Origin of the sequence: Methanobacterium bryantii (assembly GCF_002287175.1) — an archaeon.
Classification (GTDB): domain Archaea; phylum Methanobacteriota; class Methanobacteria; order Methanobacteriales; family Methanobacteriaceae; genus Methanobacterium_D; species Methanobacterium_D bryantii.
Window position 1 is genome coordinate 615132 of the sequence record NZ_LMVM01000001.1, and the last position, 23682, is coordinate 638813.

Below are 23682 nucleotides of genomic sequence, written 5' to 3' on the forward strand. Positions count from 1 at the left end.
TCACCTCTATTTTAATAAATGCACTGTTCAAATATGTTTGAATAAAATTCAACTATATCTGATATTTAATACTTTCTATTTTTTCAATTATACCTGAAAAAAAATAAAGCAAGATTTATATGTCCTTAGTTTCACACATTAACTGTGGAATATGAAAAAAAGGGAGATGGGGATAATAATAATACTTTCTATTTTTTCAATTATACTTGAAAAAAAATAAAGTAAACTTTATATATCTTTAAATTCATCAAATTAATTGACGAAAGGTGTATATGTACTAAAAATGGAGGAGAAATTAATATGCATATAATGGAAGGATATTTACCATGGTACTGGTGCGTTTTCTGGTATGCGGTTGCGTTGCCAGTCGTTGCCTATGGTGTAATCCAGATAAAGAAAGTAACGGACGAACATCCGGAATCAAAACCACTTTTGGCAGTTTCAGGGGCATTTATGTTTATTTTGTCATCTTTAAAGATGCCTTCTGTAACTGGAAGCTGCTCTCACCCTTGTGGTAATGGTTTAGGTGCAGTTTTATTCGGACCTGCTGCAGTAAGTGTTTTAGGAGCAATTGTGCTTCTTTTCCAAGCATTACTCTTGGCTCATGGAGGTTTAACAACTTTAGGTGCTAATATTGTTTCAATGGGTATTGTGGGTCCATTAGCAGCGTGGTTAGTATGGAAAGGAACTAATAAATTAGGTTTATCTGCTTCAATAGGAATATTTTTAGCTGCACTTGCAGGGGATTGGTTAACTTATGTAGCAACTGCGGTACAGCTTTCAATGGCATTCCCAATACCAACTGTTGGATCTGCATTTGTTAAGTTTATAGCAATATATGCTTACACCCAGGTGCCTCTGGCAATAGCAGAAGGTCTTTTAACTGTTGTAATATTTGATTACATCATGAAACTTAGACCTGATATATTAAGAAAGTTAGGTGTCATAAAAGCAGAAGACGCGGAAAAAGCTTCAGAAAAAGTACCAGAGGTGGCTTAAATGGTTGATAAAAAACCTATAATTCTGTTAATTTTAGTAGCTGCAATTGTTATATTTCCGCTTGCAATTTATAACGGCCTTGGAGAAGATCAGGGCTATTTCGGTGGAGCCGATGATCAGGGCAGCGAAGCAATAGAAGAAACAGGTTATGAGCCATGGGCCCAACCACTGTGGGAGCCACCAAGTGGTGAAATAGAGAGCTTATTATTTGCAACGCAGGCAGCTATTGGAGCTATTATAATAGGTTATGTTTTAGGATATTACAGTGGCCAGGCTAAAGCAAGAAAAAGAGATGAAATAGAAGAACAGGTTATAAAAACTGCTAAAATAAGTAAATAAACAAATTCTGACTGGTGATACAATGTTTGAAAACACTCTGGATAGCTATGCTCATTCCAATGGTCTAAAAAACACAAATACATACTTCAAGGTGCTGTTTGCAATATTGACCATGCTGGTAAGCTTGGTATCTACATCACCAGTTATACCTTTTATTGTATTTTCGCTGGTAACGTATCTAATTATTTTCAAAGCTAAAATTCCCCATAAGTTTTATTTGAAGTTTCTTTTGGTACCATTCATCTTCGCATTTATAACATTTGTTTTCATGGCAGTGTTCTTTGGCGTTGGTTTTCATGTACTGGAACTTGGAATATTCAACTGGGCAGTAACTGCAGATGGTTTCAACTTAGGGCTCCTAGTTTTTGCAAGGATGCTTGGTGGTTTTTCATGTCTGGCATTTTTGGCCCTTACTACGCCAATGACAGAACTATTTTCTGTATTAGAGCGTTTAAAAATCCCAAAAATTGTTCTTGAATTGGCTATGTTGATGTACCGTTATATATTTGTGTTCTTGGATGAAGGCATTAATATGTATCACTCTCAGGAAACACGTCTTGGATATTCGACAATTAAAAAATCCTTCAAATCCATGGGTATGCTTGGTAGTAACCTCTTCATAAAAACATGGGTAAAAGGAGAACAGGTGTATCTTGCAATGGAATCAAGGTGCTATACTGGTTCAATGAAAACAATGGGAGAATATGGAAGTATCCGAAGTATTGGAACTCGTAATTTAGCATTACTTGTGGTGTTTGAAGTAGTACTCTTCATTGGCACATGTTTAACAGGGAATTTTAACATATTTTAATTTTTTTAAAGTAGTTAGCTGATGATATTTCATCGAAGGGAGGTATTACTGGACATATAAACAAAGTGTAAAATTGTATTACAACATAAATTTGGTTTAAGGAGATTTAAGGAGATAACATGAATATTATTGAAACAAAAAATGTTACTTATCAGTATCCAGATGGAACTAATGCTTTAGAAAATATTAATTTTAGCGCGGCTAAAGGTAAAATTATCGCACTTCTCGGTCCAAATGGGGCAGGTAAGTCAACATTATTTTTACACTTCAATGGGATACTTCAACCTACCTCTGGAAATGTAATGGTAGATGGTAAATGTTTAAAATATAAAAAAGAAGATCTTATGAATTTGAGGCAAAAAGTAGGGATAGTTTTCCAAAATCCGGATGATCAATTGTTCGCCCCGACTGTGCAGGAAGATGTGGCTTTTGGACCTATGAATTTAGGTTTATCAAAAGAAGAAGTAAAAAAACGCGTTGATGAGTCTTTAAGACGGGTAGAAATGGTTGAATTTAAAAAGAAAGCGCCACATCATTTAAGCGGTGGCCAGAAGAAAAGGGTGGCTATTGCAGGCATCCTGGCCATGCACCCCAAGATTATGGTTCTAGATGAACCAACCAGCGGTCTTGATCCAAGGGGTGCCTCGAGAATTATGAAACTGCTTTATGAGCTTAACAGGGAAGGAATTACTATTATCATATCCACCCATGATGTTGATCTGGTGCCCCTATATGCACATACTGTCTATATAATTAGTAAAGGAAATATAATCAAAAAAGGAAACCCTCAGGAAGTTTTTGAAGATGCTCAAACCATAAGAAAAGCTAATTTACGCCTTCCAAGAATAGCACATCTTATGGAAATACTGCAAAAGGAAGATAAGTTGCCGTTTGATAAACCGTATCCTCTTACGATAGGTGAAGCTCGAAGAAGGATATGCAATCAAATTAAAGATTAAAAATAATTAATTCTTACTGAAATATCAGTTAACTCCTTATTTTTTTGATTTTTTTGAGTTATTGACACTTCAGTGCTTGTAAGTATTACTCATCTTATAAATAAATTAGAGAATTGTATTACTAGTTGTTGGATATTTTGGGTAGTTAAATGGAGGTGTTATCTCAGTGATTATGTGTATTACTTGATATATAAAGAAATTGGAAAATTGTATTACTTAAAATGTTAATTACAGAGGTGGTTTAAATGAATTTAATATCAGGAATAACAGCTGTTCCATCAGAAATGAGTTTAATGTTTATACTTTCCGCTTTTATACTTGGTGCGTTGCATGCACTGGAACCCGGACATGGAAAATCTGTCATGGCAGCATTTGTTATAGGTACCAATGCAGAATTAAAAGATGCTTCGTTACTTGGGCTTACAGTAGTTTTTTCCCATGTAATTGTTGTAGTTTTGCTGGGAATAGCTTCAATATTTTTAATAGGGGCTTTAGACGTTAATGGAACCCATGAAGTTATGAGTTTAATAGGGGGAATCATACTGGTCGGAGTTGGTCTATGGATAGTGAGAAAATATCTTCATCCTCATCACCACCATGAACACAGTATCGATGCGAAGAAAGGTGTTGTAGCTATTGGATTATCTACTGGTTTAATACCATGTCCTGCAGCCCTGGCAGTACTGCTTTTCAGTATTGCAAATAACCAGTTATACAACGGCCTTACATATGTTTTGATATTCAGTGCAGGGCTTGCAATATCCATAACTCTTCTTTCAGCACTTTTTGTTAAAGGGAGAGGATTCATCCAAAGGTACATGGGCAGCAATGCTATAAACAAGATTCCACTGCTAAGTGGGGCTATTATTATGGTAATAGGAGTATTTACACTGTTACAGCCTGTATTTGAATCTATTTAATTTATGTAAAGGGTATTTGATTGCTTCAATTTGGCCCTTTTCCTTTAATTTTTCAGTTAAGTATTATAACTTTTCTTAATTTAGCCTCAAAAGTAATAATATAAAATAAATAGAAAGTATTATATATAAAAAGCACTAATTCTTCTTTGTAATGGTAAAGCTTGTAAAAACTTTCGAAAATCATAGATTTTCTTTGTTTTTGCGGCTGCAAAAATTCTATGAATTTTTGCAAGAGTCAAAAAATATTATTAATAGTTAAAAATACCTGTTTTAATTATTAATCACGACCTTGCCATTTGTTTCCCCATATATACTTGAGAAATTATAACCATTAGAGACCTACACAATTCAAGAATTATAGGGCATTTAATATATTAAACAAAGTTAAATGCCCTATAAATTGAATTATCTGTCAACTGTATTATTTTTATGAGATGCAATAACCAATAAAAAAATTTAATAGCATAGTTAATTCTTATTCCATGTTAAAAATAGTTTTTAAATGGTTATATTAATTTGATTGTGCCAGGTATCTTTTTTGAAATTTTATCTGCAATTTGTGGAACCGTTGAAGTTATAATACTATTTTTTGAATTTTCTGCAGCATACTTATCATTAGATCCAGCGCCATTAACATTTGTATTTAGTTCTTCACTTAGGTTTTGAACTGTAACTTTTTCTACCCATGGGTCCATGTCGCTGATAATAATCTCATCCACCAATCCATCTAATTCTTTAGCTATAACCCATGAGACAAATCTACCACCTAATAAAGACACACTATCTCCTTTTAAATCATTTACTATATTTTTTGCAGTTTTATCTATATTTATGTCTTTATAAAGGTTTGAATTGGCTAAAGTAACCCAATGGGCATCGCCAACTTCAAAAAATCCAATTTTATGAGGATATATGTTGTGGGGGCCAGCTATCTTTACAGCCCTTGTCAGAGCTTTTAATTCTTCTCTTTGTACTGGAATACTGGTTGATTCACATTTAACTTCTTCTTTTATCATTTTTATAACTCTGGGAAGCCCAAAAATACCCCTTCTAGCGGTCCCTGGGGAGTATCCACACATATAGCCGTGATGATTATTGGGGAAGCCTGTTATAATTGCATTAAGACCTGCCCTTAGACCTGCCCTGCACTCGTCTTCATATGCACCGTTGGTTGCGACTACTTTGCCTGGAGCTAAAATTCGGGCCATGGAAACTGCTTTAGCAAATGCATCCAGTCTATTTTTGGAATTGTTAAATGGGCCTCCTTCTAAAACAAAAACATCAGCACCTATATTTAGGGCTTTCTCAAAACCAGTAATCAGGTCATCATAGCCGTCACCAATGAACATGATGGCTTCTAGCCCTTTTCCATGTTTTTTAGCCAAGCCGGCAACTTCTTCTGCTTCTTCTATGGGAGCTGCATGACCCTCTCCGCCCTGTTCGCTGGTTAAATTAACAGCTACTGAAGAAGAAAGTTTAATCCATTCTTCTTTATCTATTTCTTCTCTTTTTTCCTTATCAAAAAGTCTTGAATGAATTCTTCCCCTTGGGCACTCTTCAAAGTAGGGGCCTTGATAATAACACTGCCCTGAACACTTAACTATCTCTTTAGGAAATCTCATGGGACCATAGTGGCCAAAGTGGTCAAGATCTAGAGGTACATCAGTTATCGCGCTGACTTCTTTGATAATGTCAATTCCGTTCATGCCATGGGCTTCTGCAATGTCTGCGAAGGCGTAAGCACATATATGTATTGAAGCTCCAATCATATTTGCCAGGATACAATTACCAAGGAGGTCTCGTTTTTCCAGATCGGATGCACAGGTTCCCACAACGATTTCTGTCAGGTCGCAACCCAAGGGAAACTTTTTAAAATTCATACCTAATTTCATAGCTTCTTTTGTATTCAGTTCTGATACTGCATTTACTACATCAACAACGTTTTTTTGTGATTTACAAAGTTCTAATGCTGAACCCATATCATTAACGGCTTCTTTTATTATTTCATGCATTTATGTCACCTTTCAGACTTTTGAAACGCTAAAAAAGTGTATAAAAAATACTGTTTTGTCTTATTTGTATTAATTACTGGTTCTAAAGTTCTATTAATTTAGATAAGTGTATTTTATATTTAAATATTAGCATTTAAGCCCGATTTTGTATTACTTTTTTCTTAAATTGTTCCGTATAATTCATACCCTTATTTTAGAAGTGTTCATCTTTAAAATAAAAGAAAAAATATAAAAAAAGTTATTGGACTTTTGAATAGGTCCAATTGATTTTATACAGTTATAAAATTCTTTCATGGTTTTTTGGGATCTTTTTCCGGACGAATTATTTGTAGTTTATTTACAGAAATTTTCATTTTTCCTCCACCTCCACTTGATCAAACAACAAATACTTAGTATTACTTATATAAAATTTATGATTATATAATGCTCATTAAACAGCTTCATTCATGCTTAAAGTGAAGGATTATGTGTTTTAAACTGAAAAATGTGTGTACAATATCATGTTATTTAATAAACGTATTTTATGATACTATTTTAAAAAAAATAAAAATTTATTTTAGAAAATTCAAGGAAAAAATGGGAGTTTTATACTATTAAAGCAAGCGTTAGACATTATAATCATATACAAATCAATATAGTGGGGAATATAATTATTTAAGAGTAAATAATAACCTAAATAATAAAAATAAATGAGATGGGTAATTGAATTTAATATCATTAATAAAGTATTATTTATTACTCAATATTCTGGACTAAAAATGTTATTTTTCCTAAAAAATGCTTAAGATTATCCAAAATTAATTCGTTATACTTACCTAACTTTGAAACTTAATACTTCCATACCATCAGAATTATTACGCCAAAAAAGCAAATCAAAAGATTTATATTTTTTATGATATCAATTTTCAATCTGTACTACATAGAATTAAGGTAGTATTACTTAATTAGCAAAAAAAGGAGTGATAGTATGAAGATTGCAATATTGGGAGCAGGATGTTACAGGACACACGCAGCGAGTGGAATTACAAACTTCACAAGGGCATGTGAAGTGGCTGAAATGGTAGGAAAACCTGAAATAGCCATGACTCATTCCACAATGACTATGGGGGCAGAATTAATGGAACTTGCAGGAGTTAAAGATATAGTAATTGCTGATCCTGTATTCGACAACGACTTTAGAGTTATCGATGATTTTGATTATGAAAACGTTATAGAGGCCCATAAAGAAAACCCTGAAAGCGTAATGCCTCAAATAAGAGAAAAAGTCAATGAAGTTGCTAAAGACCTGCCAAAACCCCCAAAAGGAGCTATTCACTTCGTAAATCCTGAAGACCTTGGATTTGAAGTAACAACTGATGACAGGGAAGCCGTTGCAGATGCGGATTTTATAATGACATGGTTCCCTAAAGGCGACATGCAGCCCGCAATAGTTGATAACTTCTTAGATGATGTTAAAAAAGGCGCAACAATAACCCACGCATGTACAATTCCAACCACAAAATTCAGCAAGATATTCGCAGAAAAACACGGTGACCTTGTAACCTCACCTGAAACACTCAACGTCACATCATATCACCCTGGAGCTGTTCCAGAAATGAAGGGGCAAGTATACATAGCTGAAGGCTACGCTACAGATGATGCAATAAATACTCTTTTTGAGTTAGGTCAGAAGGCAAGGGGTAATGCATATAAAATGCCCGCAGAACTCCTTGGGCCTGTTTGTGATATGTGTTCAGCATTAACTGCAATTACATATGCTGGATTATTAGGTTACAGAGATTCTGTAATGAATGTTCTGGGAGCTCCTGCGGGATTCGCTCAGATGATGGCTAAAGAATCACTCACTCAGATTACTGATCTGATGGATAAAGTAGGTATTGATAAAATGGAAGAAAGTTTAGACCCTGGTGCTTTACTTGGGACAGCAGACTCTATGAACTTTGGATCAACAGCAGAATTACTGCCTACAATTCTTGAATCATTAAATAAAAGAGCTGCAGAGTAAAATATTTTTTTTATTTCAACCGTAAAAAATCTCTGATTTTTTACATGCCCCAAACACATTTCATGTGTTTGAGGGTTTTATTTTTAGAAATAAAATATTGTATATTAACAGTTTATGGTGTTAAATTGATACAAAATACCCTAAAAAAAGTTCAAAATGGAAATGAACTTGAAAAGAATGATATACTAAGTTTATTTCAGACTAAAAGTGCTGAAGATCTTTTATATCTGTTACAAACTGCCTGTGATTTGAGAAATAGTAAAATAAAACTCACTTCTACAGTTCATCTAACTAATGTTTGTAAGGTTACTCCTAAATGTAAATACTGCGGGTTTGCTGCGGGAACATCACATGACGGATATTACTACCCTTTCTTTAAAGCAGATTCTGAGATATTAAATGCTGCTAAATGTGTAGAAAGGTCAGGTATTCCCAGAATAAGTTGTTCGGGTGCTCATGGGTATAATGGTTCCCATGCAGTTAATGCTGCCAGGTTAGTTAAGGAAAATACTTCCTTAGAACTTTTGGTTAATGTGGGGGCTGATTTAAATAAAGAATCGTTGAAAGAACTTGGTGAATATGAAACTGATACAATATGTTGTAATTTGGAAACTGTAAATCAAAACCTATTTAATGAACTTAAACCCGGCGAAAAATTAGAAGATAGAATAAAAATATGTAATAATATATCTGATTCGGGAATAGAACTCTCTTCAGGACTTTTAATTGGATTAGGTGAATCATATATAGATCGGGCTGATCACCTGCTTTATCTTAAAAAGTTCAAAACACTTGGAGAAATTCCGATAATGGGATTCAATCCCTACAGAGACACTCCTATGGAATATTACCCTCCATGTTCTTTGATTGAACAGATTAAAACAATTGCAATAACCAGATTAGTCTTCCCTGATCTCAGGATAACTGTGCCTACTCCCACAATCGGCCCAAAAAATGTTAAATACCCCTTAATTGCAGGAGCTAACAATTTAGCTACTGTAATTCCTGAAGATTATCCATCTAATGTTAAAGGAGTTGGATCTTCATCTTATGGAAATCTTAAAGATGTGGTAAGTATTGTTAAAGAGCTTGGATTAAATTTAGAATCATAAAAAGAGAGGTCAAAATGAAACTTGAAAAAATAATTAAAAATGCATGTGAAGAATCCATCAGCGAATCAAGGACAGGTGATACAGAAGATGAAATTAAATTCATCCAGAATTATTTAAAGTCTGCCCGCAAAATTATAGTTCCAAGTAAAAATGCTGTGAAATTAAATATTATAAATAGAGTATTAAAAGAATTTGGGCTTCAAAAAGCTGAACAACTGCATATAAATACTAATGCAGCTGATTTGAACAGATTACCTGCACTTTCAAAGGCCATTATGGCTCTTGATCAGTGTGAGTGTGATCTAATAATTTCTAGAGGTCGTCTTGGTGTTCCAGGTTCAGGTTCGATGCTTGTAATGATTGATAAGAAAGGTAGAATTCTCACTGCAGCGACTTCCCCTTCCCATGTCGTGCATAAAAAAGAGGTAAAAGATGCAGTCAGTGGTGAAATCGTGCATGCGCTGGAAAGAATTGGGTTAAAGAGGATAAAATGAAATACGATACTGGGATTACTTCAGAAGTTTTAACTGTTACTTCAAGGATGCGGGTTGAGGATGTCATTAAAAAAATAACTGAAATAAAATGTAATGCCACGCTTGACTGGATAAACTCTTTAAATGTAAATATAGAGAACTCTGTTGTAGTAGGGGCATATCTCACAGGAATTGAATTATCTAAAAGACTTAAAAGAATTTCAAATGTTACAGTTATTGATATTTATCCCCATCTGGAAAAGTTTGTTGAAAATAATGTTGAATTCAATTCGGATTTAATGAAGATTAAAGATGCAGATCTGGTTGTGGATACTACTGGTTTAGGTGGCATTAGACCTAAAATAGCTAAACTTATTAAGGGTAATGTTTTTTTAGTTGAGGATCCAGTATCAGACGGTAGTGACGATCTAATACACCAAAAAAATAATATAATAAATAGATTACGACTATCTAACTCACAGTATAGGGGAATTCTAAAAACAGAAGGTTTAAATTCCAAAACATCCGGCACAATGACATTAACTGTAGAAGTTTTAAGGAAAAGTCTTGAAGATGTCTTAAAAAGATCTGGTGTTTTGTATGGCATAGCAGGTATGGAATTCTATGAGGGGGCACTTTTTAAAGAAAAAGATGTTGATAAGTTTTTGAGGCTTATTAAAAAACCTGCACTTACAGTTTCAACACTTGAACCCGTTTCATGTGATGAAATAATCGAAAATTATCTTAAAAAAATATGCAGCGAGGTAAAAAATGTTAGCATCTGAGCTTTTTAATGCCATTAACAAGATAGCGCCTCCTTATTTGGCTCTAAAAACTGATAGAATAGGTTATTTGGGTCCAGGAAATCCTGAAGAAATGGAAATAGATAAAGTTCAAGTAAGGATGGATATTCTTCCGTGGGAAGATCCATCTAATTCAGATCTTGTGGTTTGTCATCATCCCCCTCTCTTTGAGCCAGATTTTCCAGTATATGTTGTTCACTCAAATTGGGATATTGTAAATGGGGGAGCAAATGATGCTCTTGTGGAGTCTTTAAATTTATGGGTTTTAGATGTTTTAGATGAAAAAACAGGCATTGGCAGAATTTGTTCTACAGTTACAACTATTGAAAAATTTATCAGGATTATATCAAGAGCCATACCTACAGATCATATTAAAATAGTAGGTAAACAACAGAAAATAATTAAAAAAATTGCTGTTGTTTCTGGGTTTGGCCTTAATAACCTTGAATATATAAATTTAGCATACAAAAAAGGTGCAGATGTTTATATATCTGGAGATTTAACCCATCAAAGCGCTATACTTGCAGAAAAATTAGGGCTATGTGTCATTGATGCTACTCATCATGCTACTGAAATTCCTGGATTGATAAAACTATGTGATTTCATATCTAAATTGGGGGTTAAAGCTGAATTTGTAGATGAAGAAGTACCATGGAAAACCATTAAAATTTAGAATAATAATTATACATTTATTTAAATCTGGAGTAATATTGATGTTTACGTGATATTTAAGATAGTTTTAGGGATATATTCTATTTAAAAAGCTGTAAAAATTATTTATACTTATTACAAAACATTAATTAAAGGCATTAAATGTAATACGATTATATAAAAAAGTATTTATAGGAGATACTACTTCATTACTTTGAGGATGATTTTTTCCCTTCATTAAAACATCCTTGGTAAGTAATAAAATATTAGGTATTTTTATTAACCTAATTGAAAAAAAATGGGGCATTCAAACAACCAAAATATCACATTCGCTCAAATGTATCATTTAAAATTGTTTGAATGTCCCACCAACAATAAGATCTATAGATGATATTCATTAACTTATATTAAATAAATTTTTCCGTACTTTTTATATAAAAAGTCATTTGGAAGGTGTGAAAATGAGTATTGAAAAATTAAAATATGATGAGAACCCTAAAAACTATGTTACATTAGCCGGTTTTGCAAAATCAGGGATAAAAATAGATATAACTTATCCTGTTGACGAAAATGTGACATTTGAATTGTTTTAAGGTTAACAAGCAATTTGCAAGTAGAATATTTGAAAAAATTCAAACAGCTCAATATTAAATTTATTTTTTTTTAAAATTAGTTTGGAAGTATAATTAGCAAATCTTTTAAAATACATAACAATTGTTATCTAAATAATTGGTAATCATGGGGAACAGCAAAATGGTGATTGAAGTTCTAGAAAACAAAATACAGAGTATTGGTGAATTAGAAAATAAGAAAGTGTCTAAAGGACATGTAACACTGGTCGGCGTAGGTAGATTGGGGTTGAGGATAGGTATAAATTTAATACAGGTCCATAGAGGAGGTCCAAAAGAGATCAGTGCTTTTGACGGCCAAAAAATTTCAGAGTCAGATATAATATTTAAGATTCTTGGAGGGAATTTTGGGGATTATAAAGTTGATTTTCTAAAAAGCATTTGCACGCATCCTGAGAGTTTAAGGAAAGTAACTGCATTTAAAGAAGATATAACCAAAAATAATTTAGATCTTATAAAAGGAAATGTTGTTTCCATACAGTCTGCCGGGGGGAATACTATCCCTACTACCGCAGCTGTTATTAAAAGAGCCCATGAAATTGGAGCAAAAACAATAAGTACTGCTGGCGTTTTTGGTATTGGAGAGGAAAAAATAACTGTTATGGATATCTCTGAGGTAGATGATAGTAATCCTGTGGTTAAAGAACTTAGATCGCATGGAATTGAAGAAAATCACAAAATAGTAACTACTGGAAGGTTCATTGAGGACAATATACCAATTACACCTTACGTTTTAGATGCCTATTCTATTATAATGACTAAAGAAATTTTAAAACTATTGATGTGATTATTATGATTAAAGTAGCAACTGCAGAGTGTTTTACACACGGGCATATTGCAAGGGAAATACATGGCTTTTCTCAAGGATATGATGGTGAATTTGGCCCTAATTATAATTTATTAAATGGTATCCCATATGACCTGTCTGTGGTATGTGGGATTTTCGCACCTACATTATCAGCACTTCAAAAAGTTTTAAAAGTAGATCCTCCTGAACCTTTAAAATTAATCCGTGGAATAAAAGTTTACGATGAAGAAAACGACAAAAAAGTGGCAGTTATAATGGCAAAAGCCGTGAAAGATCTTTTAGGAGCTAATATTGGGATTGGAACAACTGCAGGTATTGGAAGGGGAGGTATTGCTGTATCAACTGATGAATATACTGTAGTGGCCAGTTCTGGATTTTATGCAGATATTACAACTCATGATTCATCACGATTACTCAAAAGGCAGGAATGCGGTATCAAAAAAGCATTATCTATTTTTGTGGATGTAATAAATGATGATTGGGATAAACTAATGGAATATGATGATGTCTATGTTTTAGATAAATGAAATTATTTATGGGATTTTCAATAACAGATAAATTTCTAGATTACTTTTAGCAATAAAAATTTTTAACCAAATATTAACTAACCTGAAAATGTAAAAGGAATATTTAAAGAAGTATCATGGGCATTAATTAAAGGAGCAAACTTTACTGGATACTTCCAGTTAAACCCATGATACTGTTTTTTTATGACATTTGGAAACTATTTAATATGTTATCCAGTGTTCCTGTTTCATTGTAAATGCTGGCGTATACCATTATATACCCTGTATTATTTTTGATAAACACCATACCTGTGTAGTAACCTCCGTCTGGGGACATGAACCTGATTTGATGAGCACTGGTCCCAGCTATAGTTAAATTTTTTTCGGATAAAAACTGGCCTCCTTTAGAAGATAATCTGGTCTTTGTTAATTGAGCCCATTTAGATAATGTATTCAGCGCCTGACCTTTACCAGGGGTAACTTTTCCAAAGGTCAAACGATTCTGCTGATTACCCAAGACAAATATGCCTTTACTACTATTTCCTAAATCAAGCAATGTATATTTGGTTTTATTTAATTCAGTCCAGTTTCCAGGATACTGGAAGGTTATACCATCTGCAGAATAGGTTTTATTTTTAGGAATCTCTTCAGTACAACCAGAAATTCCCACTATGGCTATAATTACCATTAAAACAATTAATATAATTTTTTTCATCTAAAATCACCATTTAATATAGTATTAGTTAAGGAACGTTTAAATTAATTTTAGTCCTCTGTTAAATTTATCCATGAGTTTAAAGGAGATATATGGGGGTATTCGGTAGAATAAGGATATTTTCAGTAAAAATATCTGGCGCTGGTTCTAATGTTATATTCTCCCTTTTTTTATTCAACTTAAATTTGAGTTACAAATTAGCTGGTTTTTCTCCCTGATTATCACCTCCAATGATTTTATATTTAAGTCCCAATGAGAGAATGGTCAGGAAAACATAAACTGCTGCCAGGTAGAGATAAACGCTGTGGAACGAAGCAGCGCCAGAAACGCTGAAATCCAGGGCTGAAGCCAAAATTGACCCTCCTAAAAGTGATCCTGTGTTTAATAGTATATTCAAAAGAGCCTGGCCGGATGCTCTTTTTGATTTTTCAGTTTCATCCAGGAATATATAGTAAAGGGCATTGCCAACAATGGAAGCATTCCCAACACCAATAAAAATTAATGAAAATCCAAATGTGTATGGATTAGACGCATAACTCAGGAATAACATTCCTACGGCTGTTATGATACCACCAATCACCATGATTGGTTTTGCACCTGTTTTGTCCAGCAGCTTACCTACTATAGGTGTAGTTATCAGGGAAGCAATGGTCATGGGCAGTATCATATAAGCTGCCATTGAATAATTGAGGTTGAAAGCTACGGCTGCAAAGGTAGATAAGTAATATGTCCCACCCATGGCAAAATAACCAATTAATGTGACTAAACTAGCTATTAGGGTATCTCTCTTTTTTAAAAGGTCAATAGGAAGAATAGGTTCCATAACTTTTCTTTCCACCCACCAGAATCCAATAAGTGCTAAAATGAAGACTGTAAATACCAGATACTGGACAGATGATTGGAACTGTCCGCTTAAGTTGAATATGAAATATGCAATAGAAGCAATAGCTATACTCAGAAAAGTCATGCCTTTCCAGTCAAAACCAGCATATTTTTCGGTAACTTTACCTGAAGGAAGAAGAAAATATCCTAAAAGCACTACTGCCGCAGCTAAAGGTATGTTTATTATAAAAACCCAGTGCCAGCTGTAATTTACAAGAAATCCTGAGATAGCTGGGCCTAAAGAATATACTAATGCTATAATGACTCCGAATGCGCCCAGTATGGTACCTCGGGTTTCATCGAAGTAGTCTCCAATGATGGTGATTGCTAAAACTGATAAAACTGCACCTATTCCTTGAAAAACCCTTCCAATGAGTAAAATTTCAAAAGATTGTGAGAATGCTGCAGTTACTGTTCCAAATAAGAATAAAATTGCATTTAAAATATATATATATATTTTCTACCATACCGATCAGATAGTTTAGCCATTATTGGAGTTCCTAACATCAAAAATAGAATTTCAATGTTGAATATCCATGTTATAACACTTTCATTAACTCCAAAAGATTTTTGTATTGATTCTAAAATAGGGCTGATGGTTGAACCATCTATAGCTATCAACACAGCACCGGCAAAAATAACTGCCAGAATTCTAGACTTTAAGCTTCCAAACATCAAATGCCTCATCACTTTTGTTTTAGGATTATATTACTCTACTATAAATAATTATGCTTCTAGAATTATTACTAAATTAAGTTAAAACATTGGAAAAGTAATATTTGATTGAACTGGAGAAAAATTAAATGGTAAAATCATAAATGGGTTAAATTTGAATTACAAATGAAGTATGATTTTAATTTAATACAGATTAACACATTTTTAATGTATTTGTTAACAAATACGTGATATTAAATGTAATTAGGTTGCTAACTGTAAACTATTTTTAATTAGTTAATAGTAAGGGAGAACAACAAAAATTAGTAGTTATATAGGTTAATCAGTGAAAAATCTTTGTAATATATTGGAATTGGAACTGATGATGTATCGAAAAGAGTGGTGTTGCTATATCAACTGGTGAATATACTGTAGTGGCCAGTTCTGGATTTTATGCAGATATTACAACTCATGATTCATCATGATTACTCAAAAGGCAGGAATGCGGTATCAAAAAAGCATTATCTATTTTTGGGATGTGTGGGGTGGTGATGTTAATAAAATAGAAGGATATGAAAATGTTGAGATTATAAAATACTGAAAAATGAATTTGAAAAATTAGTGAATCACTATATTATTACTTTTTACTGTATTTTTAGTATGTTTTTATTGATTTTGTAATACTCTAATTGATAACTCGTTTATTATTTTTTTAAGGAGTATAACTTATATTTTTTTTATAAAACTACATATTGGCTAGTTTTTAATTCTTTAAGATTACTATCTCGTTTAATACTAACTTAAGTTTTATATTATGATTTATATGTTATTTATGGGCATCATACATAGTTAAATATTAACTATAAAGTTAGTAATGTCTATTATTAAATTTCTATTGATTTTATTGAATACGCTGAAATTTATTACTAACTGTAGATGATTTAGTTAAAAATTATTAATTTTTTCCAATTTTTATTACTAAAGCTGAGACTTTGAGCTTGAAAGTAATAATAACAAATTAATAACAAGTATTAAATATAACTGTGCTATAAATTGAGTTTGTCAACAAAAAGGAGGTGAAAATATGAAAAATAGGACAATTAAGCGAAATATGGTATTACTAGTGTTAACAGTTCTATTTACGCTGTTTATTTGTGGTGCAGCGTCAGCTGCAGATTCATCAACTATTGGAGGTAATGGTACTAGTTCAGATTTGAACTTATCTGTACAGAATAGTACTGATTCTGTATCGCAGTTATCTTCACAAAATAATAGTCCTGTAGTAGATCCCATAATCGGCGTGAAAGTGGGTTATGAGTATTCTTCGGATTCTATTAATCCCGAAATAACTGTCAAGGATAGCAAGGGTACGAAAATTAATGTCACCAAGACTTATGACATGGCTTTTGAAGGTTATAGACTGAGTTTTGATTATGCAGGAGCTGTAAATGGTACTAAGTTCAACGTTAGTGTTTCTGCACCAGGTTATACTACCCAAAGTCAGATGATCGGCGTGTTTTTAAACTCTGCCAATGCTACAGACACTAACCTGTACGGCAGCGCAACTTTCAACATGAAAGCTACTGCTGCTTATAAATTAGGTCGAGAGGTAACTAAAAAGGCAGATCAGCTTTTAAACTTTTCAAAAGCAGATAAAGTGCTGGTTATAACTACTGCTGGTTTAGCGTATTTAAATGGGACCACAACTGAGGACTGTTTGGAAGGTATTCTAAACGGTTCTGGCGGTAAGATCAGTTACGGTCAAGGAAACCTGCTAACATTCCAATCAACTAGAACAGATCCACTGGATTTCTGCTTTGTGGTTATGAATGGGAATTCACTGACTGCAGCGTTCTTCAAGAATGGTTCATTAAAACCAGCTTATAAAGGTACTTTCTCTGCTATCAACCAGACTTTATGGGAGAAAACCATTGTTCCAACATTTGGTGATGATGCATTTGGCTATGTCAGCCTGGCTAATGCCTGGAAAGAAGGATTATCAACAGACATCCTGAGACAAGCTGCATACCACGGCCATGTTTGTCTGGGAACCATCAGCGGGCAGGCTATGATAAGTCTCCTGCTCAAATATTACCCTCCAGGGGTATATGGAGATGATGGAGAACTGGAAGCAACAAGTTACAGGGCAGTTAGTGTGCCAGGTAATTCAGATGATGACGCTTTCATCTATTCCTTGGATTTAACCTCAGGAAAACGTTCTTGGGTTGGATATGAAACCAGCAACACAGGTGCCGCTGACAACATGGTTGGGTTCATCCGATGGTGTGCATCAACCAACACAGGAACTCTTATAATAATGGCTTTCGATGAAGACAAAGTGGTACAGGCATACAAGAATGAAACAGGCCTCACAGCTTACTCAGGTATAGCATCCGAGTTAAAATTCAATGCATGGTTAATAAACAAATTAGAAAATGACCCAGATTCTCTTGTGGATATCCTGTATGTTTTCAATATAACCGCAGAAGTTCACAACAACCTGACTGGAGGAGTCGACTCCAAAAATGTTGTATGTGATGCACTTGGATTGGACATGGACTACATATTAGGACTTGGACTGACAAATCTAGTGGAACAGAAAAATGCTACAAACTACACTACTGGAAACCTAACCGAGGATCAGATCAAACAGATTGGAATAGATGCTGCTAACAAAGCCATTGCATTATTTGCGGCAGACGGCATTACTCTGGAGAAAGATGACCCTAACCTCACAGTCTTCACATCTGCAGGTTATGTACGTGTCAATGAACAGGTAATGGACATGGTTTTTGATGGAATCTACGATGTCTTAGGATCCAGACTTTCCAGAGCAACATTACTATCACAGCACAATGCAAGGTTCAATCCGTTATTCTTCCAGTTCACCCTGGTACAAAATGGAACTTATATCAGTAAAACTCTTACCTACGATCCAGAAACAGGTAATTTTACTGTAAAGAACGGATCTAGTTGTATAATAGACCAGGTACTCCCGTACGACCCACCATACGATGTCTTAATGGCATGGTTATGGCACAACCACGTCTGTGGAGGTAGTTCAACAGGATATTTAATCACTGACTACGTTTATGATAATTTCCCTATAGGAGAAGATGAACAGTACTCTTACGTATCTACCAATGACATCTGTAGAGATGATATTTTATCATATCTCTTAGGAGTTTCTGCAGGATCTGGAACCTATTATAACCAGCGAATGGAGTCAGCAGGTAGTGAAGTTGGAATTATCAGTATATATGACAGCAAAACTAAAACCCGAAGAGTAGCTATACTAAATTTGACCAGTCCCAAATTTTCAGGTGGTAACTCTTATGAAAACTATATAAATCTATATAAAGTACTCCAAAAATACGACGACTGGAATTCACCAGAGTGTCTTGCGGAGTTAGCGACTATACCCAACCTGATTTCTGGACCGTCAATAACTAGGACTGTTGATACTTGGGTAACTGAAGAAGAGTGGCAAGCAATCATATCTGGAGGCAATGGATCTCTTAATGCTCTGGAGTATATTAAGAGCTTACCTGTGCGTACACAAGCAGATCTCATAAGTTTACTGAATCAGAATCAGAATGGTACTCATAATCAGAATGGTACTCAGAATAATAATGGAACTGCTGTAGTAGAAGCTCCTGATGGAGTTCAAGGCAATTCTCAGGGTACTTCAAGCAGTGGTACTGGTTCTGCTACTGGATCTGTAGGTGATTCTGGACCTACTGTTAGTGCAGCTACTCAAACAGAAGTTACTACTGATGAAGGAACTCCTAGTGATGGAAGTAATGCTTATGAAGTTTCCAAAGCTTCTCCTAATTCTGAAGAGTCTGATTTGAACTATGCATTAATAGCTTTAGGAGCTGTTCTCTGCGGAGGACTTCTTGTGGTAGGGTTCTTTAAAGGTAGTATCCTGGGATTCTTGAGGAAATAAAATATTTTTCCCTTTTTTTTATTTTTTAAATAGTTTACAATTTAAAGGAGATGAGCTTATAAAACACATAAAAAAATTCAGTGTCTTGTTAATATCTACGATGGTTTTTGTTTTAGTTTTTTGTAGTGCTGCAGCGGCACATCCAGGACACGGTACAGTGTATCCTGAAGAAGTTACTTCTGATCAAACATCAGATCAGAGCACGAGTAGTGGAACAACAGGTACCAGTGGTACAAGTACAAACACTAAAAAGAGTACGGGAAGTGCAAGCAGTACAGGAAGTACATCAGGCGCGAGCAGTACAAATACTGGAAAGTCAGTACAATCTGGAACATCTTCAAGTAACGCTGATTCTGATGATTCTGGAGATCAGTCTGTGGATGATACATCTGAACCGAGTAAAGTTGATAATACAACTTCTGATTCCAACACGTCTGATACAAATACAACTTCCAAAAATTCAAACAACTCGCCGTGGAACACTGCTGCTATTGCAGTATTTATGGTAGTAGGATTGGGAGCTGTTGGGCTCTTTTTAAAGGGCAGTTTATTCAAATAGTGTTTACTTGCATACTAAACATTTAAATTTAAAAAAAGGAGGTTTTATTCTGCATTTACCTGATGGACTTATACCGTTATGGCAGGCTGCGATTTACTGGATTTTAACCATTATTATACTGGCAGTGTATATATTCAAACTTTCCAGAACGGAGGAAAAGGAAAAGAAAATTGTGGCAACGGCTATATTTGCAGCCGCTACATTTGTAGCATCATCATTATCGATACCATCACCATTTGGAGTACCTGTGCATTTTTTCCTGATACCTCTGGTGGTGATTTTGCTTGGTCCTCTAAGCGGTGTTGCAGTGGAATTTTTATGCCTTATTGTACAGTTTTTCTTTTTGGGAATGGGAGGCATAACTTCTTTAGGTGCTAATACTGTGACTATGGGAATAGTACTGAGCTTTTCAACGTATCTTTTCTATAAACTAACTTTAGATCTTGATAAGAGGTTAAGTGTTTTTGCAGGCACATTAATGGGAATAGCCATGGCTACAATAGCCCAGGCCTTGATGCTGGTCTCAGCAGGAGTTGCAACATTAGACATGTTAATGGCTACGTTGATTCCATTCTATTTGTTTGTAGCGGTTATTGAAGGGATTGCGAACGTATTCATCGTATCGGCACTATCAGGCGTTAAACCTGAACTTTTAACATTGAATAAGGGTGAGGAGATCTTAAAATGAAAATAAAAGTTATATGTCTATTGATTTTGATAATGGGGACCGTAGTATCTGTCAGTGCCCATGGGGTGGATGTTACACCTCAATCAACCATTGTAATTGCTGATAATTCAAGCGGGGTACTGGCCAAGAAAGTGGTGGATGAAATGGGAGTGAATGCCAGTGTCTACAGATTTACATCTGATGATGAAGTTGCCCATCAACTTGAACACGCACTATCTAATCCAAATAAAAGAATTCTGGCAGTGGCCTATCAGGGCACGGTTAGTGAATTTATAGCCAATAACTCCAATGTGTCAAATAGGGTATTTGTATGCTCCGCCGACGAGATGGATATTAAAAATGGTTTAACTCTGTTAACTTCAAATAACAGTAGTGGAGGATTTGCAACGCCGTTTGCAGCAGGTATTTTAATTGGTGTTATGGGGGGCCTTGCAGGGGGCGCTTTCTGGATGAAAAGGAAGATTTCATGAAAATTTAATTTATTCTTTTTATTTTTAAAGCTAAGGGTATTTTTAGGTGGTTTTATATGTTCTGAGTTTTTGGCAAATATTTTGAGGTTTTATTTCATCTTCTTCAAATTTTGCAGTGACATAAACTTAATTATATAACTTTTTCCATGTGCACGGTCCCTAATTCATTTTTCATGTCTCTGGTAATTCTATATCCCTTTGAGAGCCAGAAATCCAGTGAACCATCCACTATCTTTTGTGTATGGAGGTACAGGTTTTTATAACCTTTATCTTTGCAGAACTTTTCTGCGGTACTTACTAACTTGGAGCCAACACCGTTTCTTCTCCATCTTTTATCTATAAAAACTCTCCAAATGCTTGCAGTACTTTTTGAATTATAAATCCCATTAAATATATTATAATTTTTGTCATAAGCTCTTATTCCAAGAGTTCCTATTAAATTTCCTGTATTTTTATGGGTTGCAAGTAAAAATACGCTTTTATCAGGTTTAATGTAATAGTCTTCTATGTTTATGATATCATGGTGGTATTCTGGAACGTACCCGTAGCCAAATTCTTCATTTATTATTTTAAAAATGAAATTTTCTACACCGTAATGTTTTATGTCTTCTGTTTTCAGCTGTTTTATATTGAAATAAGTAATATGAACCTCTCCTTTGCTGCATGTTGCATTGTTTAATACTTTTTGAATGAAAAAGTCCAGTTAAGTAATACACATTACTATATCTATATTAACTGACAATATAATATACAACAAGGATATTTAAACCTATTGTCAACTGGAGAATATCTAATGGAAACACCAGTAATTGAAACAAAAAATCTAAATTATGATTACCCTTATGGAACACATGCAGTTAAGGATATCAACATTAAAATCAAAAAAGGGGAAAAAGTTGCTTTTATTGGTTCAAATGGTGCAGGTAAAGCTACTATCTTTTTACAATTTAACGGTATTTTAAAACCTGTATCCAGAAAGATTAATATTTCTGGAGAAAAAATGGAATATAAAAAGGAAGTTTTAACCAGAATAAGGCAGGAAGTAGGTATTGTTTTTCAAAATCATCATGATCAGCTTTTTGACTCTACTGTGGTAGAAGATGTCGCATTTGGACCTATGAATCTAGTTTTATCAAAAGAAGAAGTTAAAAAAAGAGTTGACGATGCCATATAATATATAGAAATGGAAGAATATAAAAAGAAAGCGCCACATCACCTGAGCGGAGGTCAAAAAAGAGAGTCGCAATTGCAGGTATCCTGGCCATGGAGCCAAAGATACTGGTACTATATGAGCCTACAACAGGATTGGGCCCTTATGGTGCTTCAAATATTAAAAACACTCAATAAACTAAACAAGGAACGAATGACAATTCTTTTAACCAGTCGCGATGTGGATTTATGAATGCATCATGGGGAGATAGCAGGGGAAGGTTCACCAGAGGAGATATTTTCCAGCCCAGAACTGGTAAAAAAGACATTTAAGACAGCCACAGGTTGCAGACTTCTTATATAATTTAAAAAAGGAAGGAATAGATATCAAAGTTAAATTAACCGTGAAGGAGGCCCGTGATGAGTTGTTACATTTACTGGGATAAGATTTTAAAAATTTCCCAAACTTTAAGTAAATTTAATGACTTTGAGTCAAAAAAGTTACCTTTAGATAAAATTTTACATTTGCTTGGGGAAATAGAAGAAATTGCTCACGATAAAAATATTGGATTTGATGATGCAAAGCACATATTAAGCGATAAAAAGATGGGTCCCGCCCTGGATGTAATTAGAGAATTCTACATTGATGTAGCGGAAAGGTTAGAAGTTGAAAAAGCACAGGACATACTTCAGTCCCATGACCCCTGGAAAACATTAGAATCGTTTTATTTCTTTGATCGCTATCAAAAACTAATTCAAAATGAACATGGACTTATTCCTTTTGTACCTGACGAAAAAATAGTGTTTATTGGGGGCGGACCACTTCCCCTAACTTTGATAATGCTCCACAAATTTTATGGGATACATGGTATAAGCATAGAAATTATTCCTGAAATTGCTGCACTTTCAAAGGAAATAATAAAAAAACTGCGTTTAGACCAGCATATAGATGTGGTAGTTGGAGACGAAACACAGCTCAACAATTTGGATTATGATGTGGTGATGGTGGCTGCACTGGCCGAACCCAAAGAGCGAGTTTTTGAGAATGTAAAAAAACAGATAGATCCATCTATTCCTGTTATCTACAGAACTTATATGGGTATGAGGGCTATTTTATATGCTCCAGTTACAGAAGATGTACTTAGGGGATTTAAAATAGAAAACATGGCTTTACCTACAGGTAAGGTGAATAACACATCGGTGCTCATTAAAAAAGAAGTTTAAAACGTCAAATCCTTAATACAACTTTTTTACAGACCTTAGATCCTATTCTATGAAACTCTAATTTTTTATTTTGAATTTTAGTCTGAAGAAGTTTCTATTAAATAAGTTAGGATACATTAAAACACGATTATTTCATAGAGTAATACTAGACTAATTATTGTAATACTTTTGCCCTGTTTTAAGCCGTTTTAGTAATATTCTTTATATTGCAGTTTGGATATATACTAAAGTGTGTATTAAAACAGGGATGCATTTGAATTTCTATGAAATAAAAAAAAGGCAATAACAATAAATTTAATTAAAATGATTTAAAAATATACGGTGTTTTAAAGGTATAACTTTAAAAAACAGTGAAATGAGAAATG

The 23682-nt window shown here is 34.2% G+C and carries 23 protein-coding genes and 1 pseudogene; 19 read left to right on the forward strand and 5 right to left on the reverse strand.

The window, feature by feature from the left end:
• Positions 1 to 300 precede the first annotated feature (300 nt).
• The 5 genes from cbiM to ASJ80_RS02850 all read left to right on the forward strand — a co-directional run bounded on the left by cbiM (position 301) and on the right by ASJ80_RS02850 (position 4028).
• A complete protein-coding gene (cbiM, locus tag ASJ80_RS02830) occupies positions 301 to 999 on the forward strand; it encodes a cobalt ECF transporter S component CbiM (RefSeq protein WP_069582669.1) in 699 nt (232 codons plus the stop codon).
• The gene (locus ASJ80_RS02835) at positions 1000 to 1338 is read left to right on the forward strand and encodes an energy-coupling factor ABC transporter substrate-binding protein (RefSeq protein WP_069582668.1); all 339 of its coding nucleotides are present in this window, start codon (positions 1000 to 1002) and stop codon (positions 1336 to 1338) included.
• Between the two features lie 22 nt (positions 1339 to 1360).
• Positions 1361 to 2149 carry a cobalt ECF transporter T component CbiQ gene (gene cbiQ, locus ASJ80_RS02840; protein ID WP_069582667.1) on the forward strand — a complete coding sequence of 263 codons (789 nt, stop codon included), beginning with the start codon at positions 1361 to 1363 and terminating at the stop codon, positions 2147 to 2149.
• Positions 2150 to 2268: 119 nt separating this feature from the next.
• Positions 2269 to 3108: an ATP-binding cassette domain-containing protein gene (locus ASJ80_RS02845; RefSeq protein WP_069582666.1), complete on the forward strand. Its 840-nt coding sequence runs from the start codon at positions 2269 to 2271 to the stop codon at positions 3106 to 3108.
• Between the two features lie 245 nt (positions 3109 to 3353).
• Positions 3354 to 4028: a HoxN/HupN/NixA family nickel/cobalt transporter gene (locus ASJ80_RS02850; protein ID WP_083240846.1), complete on the forward strand. Its 675-nt coding sequence runs from the start codon at positions 3354 to 3356 to the stop codon at positions 4026 to 4028.
• Positions 4029 to 4534: 506 nt separating this feature from the next.
• Here the strand turns inward: ASJ80_RS02850 and hmdC are convergent.
• Positions 4535 to 6040 carry a 5,10-methenyltetrahydromethanopterin hydrogenase cofactor biosynthesis protein HmdC gene (hmdC, locus tag ASJ80_RS02855; protein ID WP_069582665.1) on the reverse strand — a complete coding sequence of 502 codons (1506 nt, stop codon included), beginning with the start codon at positions 6038 to 6040 and terminating at the stop codon, positions 4535 to 4537.
• 967 nt (positions 6041 to 7007) lie between these two features.
• On the opposite strand from hmdC, the gene hmd reads away from it, so the two are divergent.
• The 8 genes from hmd to ASJ80_RS02890 all read left to right on the forward strand — a co-directional run bounded on the left by hmd (position 7008) and on the right by ASJ80_RS02890 (position 13048).
• Positions 7008 to 8045 (forward strand): 5,10-methenyltetrahydromethanopterin hydrogenase, encoded by a 1038-nt coding sequence (gene hmd / locus ASJ80_RS02860; protein ID WP_069582664.1) that lies wholly within the window; start codon positions 7008 to 7010, stop codon positions 8043 to 8045.
• Between the two features lie 125 nt (positions 8046 to 8170).
• Entirely contained in the window at positions 8171 to 9157 is a 987-nt protein-coding gene (gene hmdB / locus ASJ80_RS02865; RefSeq protein ID WP_069582663.1) for a 5,10-methenyltetrahydromethanopterin hydrogenase cofactor biosynthesis protein HmdB, read from the forward strand.
• Between the two features lie 14 nt (positions 9158 to 9171).
• Entirely contained in the window at positions 9172 to 9651 is a 480-nt protein-coding gene (locus tag ASJ80_RS02870; protein WP_069582662.1) for a DUF3236 domain-containing protein, read from the forward strand.
• Entirely contained in the window at positions 9648 to 10415 is a 768-nt protein-coding gene (locus ASJ80_RS02875; RefSeq protein ID WP_069582661.1) for an SAM-dependent methyltransferase HcgC family protein, read from the forward strand. Before ASJ80_RS02870 ends, ASJ80_RS02875 begins: the two co-directional genes overlap by 4 nt.
• Positions 10402 to 11106 (forward strand): Nif3-like dinuclear metal center hexameric protein, encoded by a 705-nt coding sequence (locus ASJ80_RS02880; protein WP_069582660.1) that lies wholly within the window; start codon positions 10402 to 10404, stop codon positions 11104 to 11106. Before ASJ80_RS02875 ends, ASJ80_RS02880 begins: the two co-directional genes overlap by 14 nt.
• A gap of 439 nt (positions 11107 to 11545) precedes the next feature.
• Positions 11546 to 11677, forward strand: coding sequence for a hypothetical protein (locus ASJ80_RS17610; protein ID WP_255360670.1), 132 nt, complete (start codon positions 11546 to 11548; stop codon positions 11675 to 11677).
• Positions 11678 to 11837: 160 nt separating this feature from the next.
• Positions 11838 to 12500, forward strand: a complete 663-nt coding sequence (locus ASJ80_RS02885) for a ThiF family adenylyltransferase (protein WP_069582659.1) — start codon at positions 11838 to 11840, stop codon at positions 12498 to 12500.
• A gap of 5 nt (positions 12501 to 12505) precedes the next feature.
• On the forward strand, positions 12506 to 13048 hold the full coding sequence (locus tag ASJ80_RS02890; protein ID WP_069582658.1) for a FeGP cofactor biosynthesis protein HcgF family protein: 543 nt from the start codon (positions 12506 to 12508) through the stop codon (positions 13046 to 13048).
• 181 nt (positions 13049 to 13229) lie between these two features.
• Here the strand turns inward: ASJ80_RS02890 and ASJ80_RS02895 are convergent, their stop codons facing one another.
• The 3 genes from ASJ80_RS02895 to ASJ80_RS17430 all read right to left on the reverse strand — a co-directional run bounded on the left by ASJ80_RS02895 (position 13230) and on the right by ASJ80_RS17430 (position 15299).
• Positions 13230 to 13742 (reverse strand): hypothetical protein, encoded by a 513-nt coding sequence (locus ASJ80_RS02895; RefSeq protein ID WP_069582657.1) that lies wholly within the window; start codon positions 13740 to 13742, stop codon positions 13230 to 13232.
• Between the two features lie 190 nt (positions 13743 to 13932).
• The gene (locus ASJ80_RS02900) at positions 13933 to 15081 is read right to left on the reverse strand and encodes an MFS transporter (RefSeq protein WP_338036859.1); all 1149 of its coding nucleotides are present in this window, start codon (positions 15079 to 15081) and stop codon (positions 13933 to 13935) included.
• Positions 15063 to 15299, reverse strand: coding sequence for an MFS transporter (locus tag ASJ80_RS17430; RefSeq protein WP_245837433.1), 237 nt, complete (start codon positions 15297 to 15299; stop codon positions 15063 to 15065). Before ASJ80_RS17430 ends, ASJ80_RS02900 begins: the two co-directional genes overlap by 19 nt.
• 1063 nt (positions 15300 to 16362) lie before the next feature.
• On the opposite strand from ASJ80_RS17430, the gene ASJ80_RS02905 reads away from it, so the two are divergent.
• The 4 genes from ASJ80_RS02905 to ASJ80_RS02920 all read left to right on the forward strand — a co-directional run bounded on the left by ASJ80_RS02905 (position 16363) and on the right by ASJ80_RS02920 (position 20944).
• A complete protein-coding gene (locus tag ASJ80_RS02905; RefSeq protein WP_245837434.1) occupies positions 16363 to 19227 on the forward strand; it encodes an FmdE family protein in 2865 nt (954 codons plus the stop codon).
• A gap of 85 nt (positions 19228 to 19312) precedes the next feature.
• Positions 19313 to 19786 (forward strand): hypothetical protein, encoded by a 474-nt coding sequence (locus ASJ80_RS02910; protein WP_069582656.1) that lies wholly within the window; start codon positions 19313 to 19315, stop codon positions 19784 to 19786.
• A gap of 49 nt (positions 19787 to 19835) precedes the next feature.
• A complete protein-coding gene (locus ASJ80_RS02915) occupies positions 19836 to 20474 on the forward strand; it encodes an energy-coupling factor ABC transporter permease (RefSeq protein WP_069582699.1) in 639 nt (212 codons plus the stop codon).
• Positions 20471 to 20944, forward strand: a complete 474-nt coding sequence (locus tag ASJ80_RS02920; protein WP_069582655.1) for a hypothetical protein — start codon at positions 20471 to 20473, stop codon at positions 20942 to 20944. Before ASJ80_RS02915 ends, ASJ80_RS02920 begins: the two co-directional genes overlap by 4 nt.
• Positions 20945 to 21074: 130 nt before the next feature.
• Here the strand turns inward: ASJ80_RS02920 and ASJ80_RS02925 are convergent, their stop codons facing one another.
• Positions 21075 to 21647 carry a GNAT family N-acetyltransferase gene (locus ASJ80_RS02925; RefSeq protein WP_338036860.1) on the reverse strand — a complete coding sequence of 191 codons (573 nt, stop codon included), beginning with the start codon at positions 21645 to 21647 and terminating at the stop codon, positions 21075 to 21077.
• Between the two features lie 90 nt (positions 21648 to 21737).
• On the opposite strand from ASJ80_RS02925, the pseudogene ASJ80_RS17835 reads away from it, so the two are divergent.
• Positions 21738 to 22539 (forward strand): annotated as a pseudogene (locus ASJ80_RS17835) (ATP-binding cassette domain-containing protein).
• Positions 22514 to 23317: a nicotianamine synthase family protein gene (locus ASJ80_RS02935; RefSeq protein ID WP_069582654.1), complete on the forward strand. Its 804-nt coding sequence runs from the start codon at positions 22514 to 22516 to the stop codon at positions 23315 to 23317. Before ASJ80_RS17835 ends, ASJ80_RS02935 begins: the two are co-directional and overlap by 26 nt.
• Positions 23318 to 23682: the final 365 nt, after the last annotated feature.